General features: G+C 36.8%; 12 protein-coding genes and 2 tRNA genes. 6 read left to right on the top strand and 8 right to left on the bottom strand.

Translation table 11 applies throughout. The features are described 5' to 3' along the window. The first annotated feature begins 8 nt into the window (after positions 1-8). Positions 9-1,691 (top strand): hypothetical protein, encoded by a 1,683-nt coding sequence (locus tag PL_RS18150; RefSeq protein WP_041882815.1) that lies wholly within the window; start codon positions 9-11, stop codon positions 1,689-1,691. A 40-nt stretch (positions 1,692-1,731) separates the two neighbouring features. Here PL_RS18150 and PL_RS18145 read toward each other — a convergent pair whose 3' ends face one another. The 4 genes from PL_RS18145 to PL_RS18130 all read right to left on the bottom strand — a co-directional run bounded on the left by PL_RS18145 (position 1,732) and on the right by PL_RS18130 (position 4,449). Beyond that, entirely contained in the window at positions 1,732-2,709 is a 978-nt protein-coding gene (locus PL_RS18145) for a hypothetical protein (RefSeq protein ID WP_052496345.1), read from the bottom strand. Positions 2,710-2,826: 117 nt separating this feature from the next. Beyond that, positions 2,827-3,642 (bottom strand): hypothetical protein, encoded by an 816-nt coding sequence (locus PL_RS18140; protein ID WP_041882814.1) that lies wholly within the window; start codon positions 3,640-3,642, stop codon positions 2,827-2,829. A 540-nt stretch (positions 3,643-4,182) separates the two neighbouring features. Then, positions 4,183-4,256, bottom strand: a tRNA-Asn gene (locus PL_RS18135). Positions 4,257-4,375: 119 nt separating this feature from the next. After that, positions 4,376-4,449 (bottom strand) — tRNA-Asn (locus PL_RS18130). Between the two features lie 144 nt (positions 4,450-4,593). On the opposite strand from PL_RS18130, the gene PL_RS18125 reads away from it, so the two are divergent. Further along, positions 4,594-5,517: a PfkB family carbohydrate kinase gene (locus PL_RS18125; RefSeq protein ID WP_041882813.1), complete on the top strand. Its 924-nt coding sequence runs from the start codon at positions 4,594-4,596 to the stop codon at positions 5,515-5,517. A 71-nt stretch (positions 5,518-5,588) separates the two neighbouring features. Here PL_RS18125 and PL_RS18120 read toward each other — a convergent pair whose 3' ends face one another. The 4 genes from PL_RS18120 to murB form a co-directional block, all read right to left on the bottom strand. Beyond that, entirely contained in the window at positions 5,589-5,828 is a 240-nt protein-coding gene (locus PL_RS18120) for a cytochrome b5 domain-containing protein (RefSeq protein ID WP_041882812.1), read from the bottom strand. After that, positions 5,828-6,505, bottom strand: a complete 678-nt coding sequence (locus tag PL_RS18115) for a lycopene cyclase domain-containing protein (RefSeq protein ID WP_041882811.1) — start codon at positions 6,503-6,505, stop codon at positions 5,828-5,830. The genes PL_RS18120 and PL_RS18115 overlap by 1 nt, the downstream gene beginning before the upstream one ends. A 133-nt stretch (positions 6,506-6,638) precedes the next feature. Next, complete coding sequence (locus PL_RS18110) at positions 6,639-7,169, bottom strand: RNA polymerase sigma factor (RefSeq protein ID WP_041882810.1); 531 nt, start codon at positions 7,167-7,169, stop codon at positions 6,639-6,641. A gap of 191 nt (positions 7,170-7,360) precedes the next feature. Beyond that, positions 7,361-8,377, bottom strand: coding sequence for a UDP-N-acetylmuramate dehydrogenase (gene murB / locus PL_RS18105; RefSeq protein WP_041882809.1), 1,017 nt, complete (start codon positions 8,375-8,377; stop codon positions 7,361-7,363). Positions 8,378-8,531: 154 nt separating this feature from the next. Here murB and PL_RS18100 point away from each other — a divergent pair, with 154 nt between their 5' ends. From PL_RS18100 to PL_RS18085, 4 genes are all read left to right on the top strand, one after another. After that, positions 8,532-9,140: a TetR/AcrR family transcriptional regulator gene (locus PL_RS18100; protein WP_041882807.1), complete on the top strand. Its 609-nt coding sequence runs from the start codon at positions 8,532-8,534 to the stop codon at positions 9,138-9,140. 202 nt (positions 9,141-9,342) lie between these two features. Then, positions 9,343-9,954 carry a TetR/AcrR family transcriptional regulator gene (locus tag PL_RS18095; RefSeq protein ID WP_041882806.1) on the top strand — a complete coding sequence of 204 codons (612 nt, stop codon included), beginning with the start codon at positions 9,343-9,345 and terminating at the stop codon, positions 9,952-9,954. 30 nt (positions 9,955-9,984) lie between these two features. Then, entirely contained in the window at positions 9,985-11,307 is a 1,323-nt protein-coding gene (locus tag PL_RS18090) for a TolC family protein (RefSeq protein ID WP_348620047.1), read from the top strand. After that, on the top strand, positions 11,304-12,368 hold the full coding sequence (locus tag PL_RS18085; protein WP_041882804.1) for an efflux RND transporter periplasmic adaptor subunit: 1,065 nt from the start codon (positions 11,304-11,306) through the stop codon (positions 12,366-12,368). Before PL_RS18090 ends, PL_RS18085 begins: the two co-directional genes overlap by 4 nt. Positions 12,369-12,373 lie beyond the last annotated feature (5 nt).

The following is a 12,373-nucleotide window of genomic DNA, read 5'->3' as shown; positions in this document are numbered from 1 at the left end:
ATGTTTCTATGAGGTCATCCACCTATAAAATTCTGGTTATTCTTCTTTTTTCGTGTCTGGCAAATAGTATTTATGCACAGTCCATTCTGGCAAGAAAGATTTCTCTCCATGTGGTTAATCAGCGCCTGGGGAAAGTAATGAATATTATGGAAGAAAAGGGTGCCTTCGGTTTCTCCTATGCCAGTAAAATAGTCCCAAAAGATAGTATAGTTAACTTGCAGGCGGATGGTATAACAATCAAAGAAGCGCTGGATTTACTCTTAAATGAACATTATGAGTATAAAGAAACAAGGAATTTTATTGTGCTGCGTTATGCACCTCTTCAGCTTTCACTGATTACGGATAAAGCTTCAGGTGATCAGCATCTTTATACAATAAGTGGCTATATAGTCGATGAACGCAGTGGCAGGAAAATACATAATGCAAGTGTTTATGAAAAGTCTCTTGCCCAGGCGACTCTTACCCGTGAAGACGGCTATTTCGAAATCGCATTACGCAATATTTATCAGCCGATCGCATTAACGGCAAGTAAAGAAAATTATAAAGAGGTAACGACTTTCTATTTATCAGAAGTTAATATTCAGCAGAAAAACAAACATGTAGATACAGCATACACAGCCGGCGACTTTGAAGATATAGCTAATATAGGAATAGCCAGGTTTCTTACTTCTGCAAAACAACAGATCCATTCATTGAATCTTGGGGGAATCATCTCGCAGGCACCGTATCAGTTATCCTTAACGCCGGCAATAAATACACATGGTACTTTTAGCGGTCAGATTGTCAATGATATTTCTCTCAATTTGTTTGGTGGATATAATGCCGGTGTGGATGGTGTAGAAGTCGGAGGCATCTTTAATATCAATAAAATGAATGTTAATGGTTTTCAGCTCGCAGGATTATTTAACATATCCGGAGGTTCTGTAAGTGGGGTTCAGTTATCGGGTATTTACAACGATGTCTGGGGAAATGTAAGCGGGACACAGCTTACCGGAATTAAAAACAATATTAAAGGCAGCAGAAGCGGGGTTCAGTTAGCCGGGCTTTTTAATAACGTTCAAAAGAATTCTTCCGGTTTCCAGCTGGCAGGGCTTTTCAATAGTGTACACGGAAAGGTCAGTGGAGTTCAGATAGCAGGGCTTTTCAACCAGGCTGACCGGTCGGATGGTTTACAAATCGGACTGATCAACATTGCCCGGTCATCTTCTGGTTACAGTCTTGGTTTGTTAAATTTTATCGGGGATGGTTATAATAAGGTGAGTTTGGGTTATAATGAAACAATTGACCTGAATATCGCTTTAAAAACAGGAACTAAAAAACTTTATACGCTTTGGCTAGGTGGTATGAATACGGAAAAAGATAACAGGTTGTATGCTTTTGGTCTGGGGCTGGGAACCGCTATAGATATTACAAAGTGGCTGACACTAAATCCGGAATTAAGCTGCCGATATCTGTATCAGGGAAACTGGAAAGACCGGAATCTGCTGAATCGCTTCGATCTGGCTTTTAATTTCAAATTGAGTAAAGGCATTAGTATCACTACAGGGCCATCTGCCAATATTTATTATACTGATCAGGATAATCCGGTAGAAAACTATGCGTATTTACTAAACCGAACTGACAGATTTAATCTTGGTAACCGTAAATTAAGGGGCTGGATTGGCTGGGGGGCAGCGATAACTATCTTTTAAGTGAGAAATTCTTTCTCACTTAAAAGAATCAGATAGTTTGTTAATTCAGCTTATCTTCTATGATCTTCAGCATACGTTGCTGATCTTTTTTGATCTGTTCATTCTCAGATTTAAGATCAATCAGATATAAGGTTAGTTCTTCTATTTTTTTGACCAGTAATTTGTTCATTTCGCCAAGCTGAACACCTTGTTTTGCTACCTCGTGTTCTGATGGCATGTCTGGCAGTCGCTGATTTTTATCAATATATGTCTTTACATCAGCCAATGATGGCAATTGATAATCCGGTTTGAATACATAGTCCGGCCAGTTCTCTGCCTCTACTTTTATTTCTTTACTTCTTATGTTTCCATTAACAGAAAGTGCCTCTGTAGGATTATTGGTGCCAATACCAACATTTCCTGTAGCACCGGATATAACCAGAGCATGCTCATTAATCAATCCTCCAGAGCCATTGAATACTACAAAATGCATGTTTTTATCAGGGCCTCCATTATTAATCTGAAAGGCGTTGCCGGCAGGATCGAAAATCTCACCTGTTGCAGATTCTCTGTTAAAAGCCAGCGTGCCGAAATAAGGAGCATTGCCTGGGTGAATACTTACACCTGTTTTTGCATTCCTAATGCTTAACAATGAATTTGGGCTATCAGTCCCGATACCAACATTTCCTGTAGCGCCTGCTATAACCAGTGCATTATTGGTAACCATAGCCCCTGAACCCTGATAAATCTGAAAATGTAAATTCTTATCCCCTCCTCCGTTATTAATCTGAAACGCATTTCCTGAAGGATCAAAAATTTCACCCGTCCCCGATTCTCTGTTAAAAGCCATCGTGCCGAAATAAGCAGGATTATTGCCAGGATGAATACTGACACCGGTATTACCACTTCTAATGGACAAGGACGAGTTAGGATTTGATGTTCCTATTCCAACATTTCCACCTTGCAGAGGGAATGTATTCTGGGCATAAGAAGAATAACCGCATAATAATGTTGCTATCAGGGTATAGCTTTTTATCATTTTGAGTAAAATTTAGGAAACAAATATATACACAAAACAAGCTTTTAAATACTTAAGAGGATTGTTATTGAACTCCAGGCAAAAACAAACACTCTTAAGTACATTAACATAGAAGATTTAAAATTTAATCAATAGTTTTTCACCCATAAGTTTACCGTCTTTATAGTATTCAAAGAACCATTCACCGTTCTTTTTCAATACGATTCCATTAGCGTTTCCGTTATCGGCTATAAAATAATCCTGAACTGAAGTCCTGGATAAGGTTAATACTTTCTTTGGTGTTGTATCGATCAATTGATAACCATTAGCTGTTGGCTGGGCATATAATGTTCCGGCTGGCTGACTTGTTTCTGCTGCTACGACTTTTACCACAGGAGCAGTTACAGGGGCAACAACGGCTGCTTTGGCAGTAACAACCTCAGTTGCTGGTACAATAACGGCAGCGCTTACAGGGGCAGCTACAGTTGCAGCCGCAGCAGTTTCCTGATTCTGTACAGCCGCAGTTCCTGTATAAGCATATGGAACATCATTTAAAGAAGTAAATGCATCTCTCAAAGCCATGTTATAAGAAGTCTTGAATTCTTTTTCTCTGCTTTTCCCCTCTTTACTTTTGAAAATGATATTACCTTTACAGTCTTTCAATAACATTGTAAGATTAGTTGTAAACATGCTGTTTTTTGATAATACTTCAACATGAAGCGCATTGCACTTATTGTTGGCAATTTCATTAGGCAAGTCCCCGTTATCAAAATAGGCCGTAAAACCTTTATCCTGCAACAGAAATTTAGCCAGTGTATTTAATCTGTACTGGTCATCTTCTTTAAGAAAACTGAATCTTTCCGGTACGATTACATATTTATAGTTATTAATCGTATTCTGGGCATAGCCTGAAACGGAGATAAATAAAAGAAAGAATAAGATGTATCTTTTCATAATGAATATTTTACGAATAATTGATATTGCTTTTCTCAAATATGCTGTCAATAAATCGCATTGTTTAAGAATGACTAAGATATAAATATAGTTTCTATTGTTTCAAACTAAAGAGATTCAGTTAACACCATAAAAAAAACAAAAAGATGATTACTTAATTTATGTTCTGTTTTGACTGTTATCAAAAACAAGGATAGAAATAATGAGATTAATATGGTTATTACAGCAATTGTATCTAATAAATTAATCTTATCCATTAATCACTATGCATTGTTTATTTTCAGGAATTTGTTTTTTTGGAGGTAACGGTTCGCAGCTTTATGATATGCCTTCTTTATCCGTTTATCTTAGGTAGCGAATCTAGCTAATTTTTATGATTATTACTTAACTGGCTAAATTCCCTGAGGATATAATGAAAAAAAGGAAACCAGTGATAAAAAAATTGTCAGGAGTCAGGAGAATCCTGATTTGAAATGAAAAACCCCCATTCTATCACTAGAAATGGGGGTTTTATGCGATTTTCGGTCTTGAAAATCTTTGCTCCCTCTGCTGGGCTCGAACCAGCGACCCTCTGATTAACAGTCAGATGCTCTAACCAGCTGAGCTAAGAAGGAGTGCTGGTTTTTAAAAAAAATAACGCTCTTTTTAAAAAGGTAAAGCGTAAATAAAAGGCAATGCCCTCTACTTTAACAGAAAAAGTCTTTCAACGTGATGTCGAAAGACTTTTAATCTGCTCCCTCTGCTGGGCTCGAACCAGCGACCCTCTGATTAACAGTCAGATGCTCTAACCAGCTGAGCTAAGAAGGAGTACTCTGGTTATCCGAAAACGACTTTCTGCTTTAATAAACAACATAAAGCTTCGTTCGTTTTGGGAATGCAATATTAGGGCTTTTAAATTATTTATGCAATATTTGTAGACAATATTTTTCAAAAAAAATTAAAATAAAACATATGAGCCTGATAATCATAGGATCTGTAGCATTTGATGCAATTGAAACTCCCTTCGGAAAGACCGATAAAATAGTGGGTGGAGCTGCAACTTATGCAAGTTTAGCTGCATCTTACTTCTATAAGAAGGTGAAAATAGTCGGAGTTGTGGGTGATGACTTCCATAAAAAAGACATTGATACTTTTACAAATCATGGTATTGATACTGAAGGACTGCAGATAAAAGCAGGTGAAAAGTCATTCTTCTGGTCTGGAAAATATCACAATGATATGAACAGCAGAGATACTTTAGTTACTGAATTGAATGTACTGGGAGATTTCGATCCGATTATTCCTGAAAGCTACCAGGACTGCGAATACCTGATGTTAGGTAATCTCTCACCACAGGTACAGCAAACAGTCATCAAACGTCTTAAAAACAGGCCTAAACTAATTGTTCTGGACACCATGAACTTCTGGATGGACATCGCTCTGGATGATTTACTGGAAACACTGAAAATGATAGACGTGTTAACTATCAATGATGAAGAAGCACGTCAGCTTTCTGGTGAATACTCACTGGTTAAAGCTGCTAAAAAGATATTGGCTATGGGCCCTAAATACCTGATCATTAAAAAAGGCGAACATGGTGCATTACTTTTCCATGAGGATAAAGTATTCTCTACTCCTGCTCTGCCATTGGCAGATGTATTTGATCCTACAGGTGCGGGAGATACTTTTGCAGGTGGTTTTATTGGTTATCTGGCAAAAGTTGGCACAATCAACTTTGATAATATGAAAAATGCAATTGTCTATGGTTCTGCTTTAGCATCTTTCTGTGTTGAAAAATTTGGTACAGAAAAAATTGTTAATCTGACTGAAACAGAGGTTGCCGATCGTATCCAGCAGTTTGTAAACCTTAGTGCATTCACACTTACTGAAGCATAAGTACCTGTTGTTTACTCAAACAGGTTGCTATCAATCAAAAAAGCATCAGCCTTAAGGCTGATGCTTTTTTTTTAACTTTTTAATCTGCCTATTGCAGTAAATTTTTCAAATACAGTTTCAGAATGTGGCGCATCTGCCAGCTCATCGGTCAGATCCTGCCCTGCCCAATGTTCATAATGTTTTCCGTTTTTCCATAACCGGCTTTCTCCCACATCATAAATCAATCCGAGATAAGCAACCCAGATCTGTGGTTTATCCTGTCCGTTTCTTAAGGCCAGCTGCTGCCTGGTGAATTCTGGTAATTCGTTCATCAGCGTTGCGATCTTAATTTAAAAAACTCAAAAAGATAAACACTCAGCAATAACATTCCCATAAAATAAAAAGGTGCTTCAAAAGGAATATTAAACTGACTAAAGTTTAATGTTTCACTACTGGTATACTGCAACACAGGAAGATTGGTCAGTAAACCATAAACCACATAAAATGGAATTAAAGTAACCAGAAATGCTCTGTAAAACCGATACATAAATCTGATCTTATTGACATACTCTATGTACAGGATAAACAACAGTAATATCGAAAACGTATACAGTGTATATAATTTCTTATGACCAAAATAGAGCATAGCGATACATATACCCAGCATAATATTACTAAATGCCAGACTATATTTATCAGGATTATTATCAGGATAACGGTAATTAAGAAAAAGATAAACCGCCAGTCCGCACAGTGGCAAAATAAAGGACAGCAGCAATTCTTCGATCGGCAGTTGCCACAACGTCATTCCGCTTAAAAAAGGCGGATTAAATACAATCACTTTAAACTGCGTCAAAAACTCCGTAGGAATAGAAAAGGCAAAAACAGTGATTAAAAGAGCAAGAACAATGAATTTACTATTATTGGTAAAATTCAACTGCCTGATAGAAAATAATAGAACCGGCAATAATAAAAGTACCAGGTTGATGAGTAAGTAGGTATAGTTCATTGAGCAGAATAAGTCAGAAGGTCAAAAATATACTTTTGATCCCATTAAACCATTTTCTTTTTCCATGAGCTATTTAAATAAAAAAGCTGCTATTTTTCAAACAGCAGCTTTTCTTCAAAAGGGAAAAGGATTTTTAGACGATCTCTGTTCCCAAAATTTCTTTAGAATACGTTTTAAGATATTTCTTTAATATCTGACGGGCCACGTGAATTCTGGTTTTTACTGTTCCAATTGGAATATCAAGCATATCCGCAATTTCATGATACTTATAACCTTCAAAATATTTAATGAAGGGCACATAATATTCTGGCTGCAGAGTCGCCAGGGCCTTATTGATATCCCCAATAATAAATTTACTGTCAATTGTATTTTTAGTGGCGCTGTAATGCAGATTGGCAGAAGAGATATCCTCAGATTTAGTAATTAAAGCATTTGTTTTAACCAAACGTCTGTAATTATTGATAAAGGTGTTTTTCATGATGGTAAACAACCACCCTTTCAGATTTGTACCTTCTTTAAATTTGCCATAATAGGTCACTGCTTTCAGCATCGTGTCCTGAACCAGATCGTTTGCATCTTCTATATCTTTAGTAAAATTTAAAGCGAATGACTGCAAGGAAACCGAATGGTTGTGTAGCTGAAGGTTGAATTCATTTTTTGTCATAGTGTTTAAGTTTTAAGGTTAAAAAAGCAAGCAAACAAGACCTTTTAAAAGTGGCGTCATCAAGTTTGTTTAATCTTGTATATTAACACTTATACAACATATGTACCAAAAAACTATTTCATGGTTAAACACATTATTTTAGCTATTCAACCATGAAAAAATAAGCTATAGCCATGAAAATCACACAATTGTTACAGAATATTCACTTCGCGTTCCAGCTTTACATCAAATTTAGAGAACACAGTGTCTATAATTTTTTCTGAAAAACTATACACTTCCTTACCGGTAGCTCCACCATGGTTAACCAATACCAGGGCTTGATTTTTCCAGGTGCCGGTATGCCCTTCCGTTATCCCTTTAAAACCACATTGTTCAATAAGCCATCCTGCAGCAAGTTTAACTTTATCATCTCCCGCCGGATAACTGATCACTTCTGGAAAATTATGTTTTAACTTCTCAAATCTGGAACGGTCGATGATTGGATTCTTAAAGAAACTTCCGGCGTTACCGATAGTTGAAGGATCAGGCAGTTTACTTACCCTGATCTCTGAAACAATATTTGAAATATCCGTAATAGTTGGATGAGTTATTCTTCTTTCTGCCAGCAGGGATTGGATAGCACCATACTGGGAATTGATTCTTATGCGGGTGAATAATTTGAAAACAACACCAGTAATAATATATTGCCCTTTGAATTCATTTTTAAAAATACTGTCTCTGTAAGCAAAATGACAATCTGCATGATTGAACTGTTTAAACTCGCCTGTAGCAAGCTCAAATGCATCACAAGACTCAAAAACATCTTTTAACTCAACACCATAGGCACCAATATTCTGTATAGGGGATGCACCTACAGTACCTGGAATAAGACTTAAATTTTCCATTCCTGCGTAACCATTTTCCACGCAATAATTAACCAGATCATTCCAGACTACACCTGCTCCTGCCCGGACAATAACCTGACCATCTGCAACTTCTGCAGTTAGACCTGGAATACTGATCTTAAGCACAAGACCATCATAATCTTCCGTAAAAAGCATATTACTTCCGCCACCAAGTACCAGTACCTTATTCTGTTTGAATACCACATGATTTCTCAATTCAACCAGATCTTCTTTAGTAAGAATATCAATAAAAAAACGGGCTTTGACGTCAATGCCAAAAGTATTGTAAGCTTTAAGGGAGATATTTTCTTGTATTACAAGCATAAGAATTATTGGAATTATTTACCGCAAATGTAATTGTTAGGCCGTGTAATAAACATGTTAATTATAATATTTAATAAATTTGCATAATTTACATCCGATTCTAACCTATATTCAAGCCGACACCCCAATAGAAAAAAAGCATTGCTCATTCACAATGGAAAATCAAGATAGAAAAAGACTTTTAATTATAGATGCTGCGTTAAAGAGATTCGCACACTACGGACTCGCAAAAACAACTATGACTGAAATTGCAAAAGACATTGCTTTTTCAAAAGCCCTGCTTTATTATTATTTTCCTGACAAACTAAGTCTGTATGTAAGTGTAATTGAAAATATGATGCACACCATCAGCAGAGATCTGGTAAAGTCTGTAGAAAAAACCTCTACTGCCACAGAGGGAATACTGATGTTACTTCAAAAAAGACAAGCCTTTACTCAGAAATACTATAACCTCCTTGAATATACGCAAATGATTGGCCCTGATCTGCCTGAAGCTCTTTACGAGAAATTTCAGCGCGCCAGAGCATTTGAATTAAAGATTATTACCGGCCTGCTCACTAAAGGTGACTCATCGGGAGAATTCGCAATAAAGGATATCCCCTTCACTACAGAAATATTCGTTGAAGCTGTTTCCGGAATACATTTCAATATTCTTAACCGGGCCAAAAATATATTCCCCGGCAAAGAACAGTTTAAATTAATCTTCCTGAAAGAAAAACGTTTCGCTGAAATCTTTCTGGCCGGATTAAAACCATCTAAATAAGTCATAGAATTACCATTTATTCTTAACAGCGCTTAACAAACCCTTAAAAGATGGTTAAAGTGACATAAAATCTAACACAAAAGTCACAATAATGTCATTTTTACACTAGATAACCTTGTTTTATCCGAAAAATTTCTTCAATAGAAATGCTTGCCATACTTTTGACTTTACAAATAATAAAGTCAGAAGGTAAAAAAGTAAAATGGCAGAAACGGATAAAAAAAGGGAGCTAATTATAGAGGGTGCAATAAAGCGTTTTATACATTTCGGCATCAACAAAACTACAATGAATGAGATTGCAGAAGATCTATCTGTCTCTAAACCTTCATTGTATTATTATTTCCCGGACAAAACCAGTTTAATTCTTGGCGTTGTTGAACGCATTTTTAAAGATTATTTCGACGTATTATATGCCGATTTAAAACAGGAAGCCAACATTGAGACTACGTTGTTAAATATTGTCGAAATCAAACATCGCTTTTTCCTGCGCTATTATATGCTGCATTTATCCAACGGAAATCCGGATTCTTCTTTAAACTCAGTAGAATTAAAATCATATTTAGAAAAAATGCTTGAAAAAAATGTCCAGTTCCACGAAAAGATATTCGAGATGGCTGTGGCAAACAAAGAAATTGCGCCTCAGGAGGATATTCCTAAACTAGCTGAATTGTACTTATCATGCCAGTCCGGTCTAACTTCATTATGCATCATGCATGGAAACAAAGAACTTTTTCCAGGCAAAAAAGAACTGAAGCTGATGAAGGAAAAACAAATAAGTCTTTCCAAAATATTCATTAAAGGACTAAAAAATTAAAACCAGCCCTATTACAAGAAAACCACAATCATGATTAAAAGAGTAAAATCAATCCCCATCTTAATATTATGCCTGCTATTTGCAAATCTCGTGAGTGCACAAGAGCAGTTAACATTAAAAGATGCACTCCATTTTGCTATACAAAATAACGCTAACGCACGTAAAGCAAAACTGGATATAGACGGCGGAAAATACAAAACACAGGAAATAAGAGCAAGAGCTCTTCCTCAAATCACGGGAAGTGGTAATCTGACCTACAACCCTATTATTGGTCAGCTTGTAGTAGGAAGTCTGTCTTTTCCTATGGGCAGAAGCTGGAATGTGAATGGTGGAGTTCAATTGAGTCAGCAGCTCTTTAATCAACAGGTTTTTACAGGCCTGCAGGCAGCAAAAAAAAGCGAAGCCTATTACAACCTTAATTCAGATTACACAGAAGAACAGGTAATTGAGATGGTAGCCAATAATTACTACCAGGTTTTGGTAAGCAGACAACAATTAAATGTCATTGACACCAATATCAAAAACGTTAAAGTCGTTGAAAAGATCCTTGCCAATCAGTATAAGAATGGTCTGGCTAAAAAAATTGATGTAGACAGAATCAAAGTAAACCTGACTAACCTGGAAACTCAGCGTGAGCAGACTATTAATGCTGTTATACAGTTAGAAAACCAGTTAAAATATTCTATGGGTATGCCGGTTGCAACAACAATCACCTTACCAGCAGACGAATTCAGCAAAGTAGAAACACTACCTGCAATGGCAGACAGTATTAATGTAGAAGGAAGAACGGAAATCAGGTTATTAAACATTCAGAATGAATTGCTTGGTTTACAACGTAAGGCCTATGTTTCTGAATATTATCCTCAGCTTTCTTTAACAGGTAATATATCCAGAACAGGACTAAGTGATAAATTCGATTTACTTTCCCGTCATGGTCTGGCTACCTACTATAACTCTTCTGCAATTGGATTGACATTGAATATCCCTATATTCAATGGTTTTGCGACCCGTTCCAGAATACGTCAGGCGGATGTGGATATCAAAAAGAATAATGAGGATATCAGACAAACAAAAAACACACTGAACCTTGCTTATGAAAATGCAAAAATCCAGTTGAAGAATAATATCAATACGATCAAGTCACAACGTCAGAATGTTTTACTGGCTCAGGAAATCTATAATAGCACACAGAACAACTACAATAATGGGCTTGCGGCATTAACAGACCTTTTAGACACTGAAAATGCATTAACATCAGCACAAAACAGCTATACTCAGGCATTACTGAACTACAAAATTGCCGAAATACAACTAATCAAATCTAACGGAAATATAAAATCACTATTAAAATGAAAAGAGGAATTATAACAGTCATTCTAATTATAGTTGTTATCGGAGCGATCGCTTTCGTGCTTAAAAACAATAAGAAGAAAAATGACGCGCAAACGGCTTTGGTAGCTCAGGGAAGCGGTGCTATCAGTGTACGCGTGGCTCCCGTGAAAAAAGTGGCCGTTGATTTGGATTTTAGTGCGAATGGTAATTTTATACCTAAAAAGGAATTAAACTTTTTATCAGAAAATGCCGGCCGTATTACAAAGATATACGTAGAAGAAGGCGACCGCGTACATAAGGGACAGGTTCTAGCCCATATCGACGCTGAAATCATCAATACAGATAAAGAAACTGCACAGGCAGCATTGGATAATGCAATCAGAGATGAAGCCAGATATGTAAGTTCTTTCCAGACAGGTGGTGTAACACAACAGCAGCTTGACCAGGCAAAACTGGCTACAAGAAATGCAAAACTAAGATTACAGAGTTCTGCCAGAAGAGTTAGTGATGCAAATATCAAATCTCCGATTGATGGTATAGTGAACAAGAAATATATTGAAACCGGTGCTTTTGTTACAGCACAGGGTACACAATTGTTTGAGCTGGTTGATGTTTCCAAATTAAAGTTGAAAGTTAATGTAAACGAAGGTCAGGTAGCCAACCTGAAAGTTGGTGAAGCAGTACAGATTAAATCGAATGTTTTCCCTGCCGATAATTTCTCTGGTAAAATTACTTTCATTGCCCCTAAAGCTGATGAAACCTTAAATTTCCCAATCGAAATTGAAGTAGATAATAACCACGCCAATACCATCAAAGCAGGTATGTACGGAACTGCAATCTTTAAGTTTCCTGCACAGGCAGCTACGATTACTATTCCCCGCGGTTCATTTGTGGGTAGTGTAAGCAGTAACGAAGTTTTTGTACTGGGCGAAGGAAATACAGCAAAACTGCGCAAAGTAGTTGCAGGCAGAATTATCAGTGATCAGGTAGAAATCCTTGAAGGATTGAAAGAAGGAGAAACAGTTATCACCAGCGGACAGATCAACCTGGTTGACGGCAGCCCTGTGGCAATTATCAAATAATTTTA

Origin of the sequence: Pedobacter lusitanus (assembly GCF_040026395.1) — a bacterium.
GTDB classification, from domain to species: domain Bacteria; phylum Bacteroidota; class Bacteroidia; order Sphingobacteriales; family Sphingobacteriaceae; genus Pedobacter; species Pedobacter lusitanus.
The sequence above is the reverse complement of the archived record's forward strand: the minus strand, read 5'-3'. Positions and strand labels throughout refer to the sequence as shown.

Coding starts and splice junctions, on each gene's coding strand:
- PL_RS18100 (WP_041882807.1), top strand. CDS start 8,532: ATGGAAAATCAAGATAGAAAAAGACTTTTAATTATAGATGCTGCGTTA.
- PL_RS18110 (WP_041882810.1), bottom strand. CDS start 7,169: ATGACAAAAAATGAATTCAACCTTCAGCTACACAACCATTCGGTTTCC.
- PL_RS18085 (WP_041882804.1), top strand. CDS start 11,304: ATGAAAAGAGGAATTATAACAGTCATTCTAATTATAGTTGTTATCGGA.
- murB (WP_041882809.1), bottom strand. CDS start 8,377: ATGCTTGTAATACAAGAAAATATCTCCCTTAAAGCTTACAATACTTTT.
- PL_RS18145 (WP_052496345.1), bottom strand. CDS start 2,709: ATGATAAAAAGCTATACCCTGATAGCAACATTATTATGCGGTTATTCT.
- PL_RS18120 (WP_041882812.1), bottom strand. CDS start 5,828: ATGAACGAATTACCAGAATTCACCAGGCAGCAGCTGGCCTTAAGAAAC.
- PL_RS18095 (WP_041882806.1), top strand. CDS start 9,343: ATGGCAGAAACGGATAAAAAAAGGGAGCTAATTATAGAGGGTGCAATA.
- PL_RS18150 (WP_041882815.1), top strand. CDS start 9: ATGAGGTCATCCACCTATAAAATTCTGGTTATTCTTCTTTTTTCGTGT.
- PL_RS18090 (WP_348620047.1), top strand. CDS start 9,985: ATGATTAAAAGAGTAAAATCAATCCCCATCTTAATATTATGCCTGCTA.
- PL_RS18115 (WP_041882811.1), bottom strand. CDS start 6,505: ATGAACTATACCTACTTACTCATCAACCTGGTACTTTTATTATTGCCG.
- PL_RS18140 (WP_041882814.1), bottom strand. CDS start 3,642: ATGAAAAGATACATCTTATTCTTTCTTTTATTTATCTCCGTTTCAGGC.
- PL_RS18125 (WP_041882813.1), top strand. CDS start 4,594: ATGAGCCTGATAATCATAGGATCTGTAGCATTTGATGCAATTGAAACT.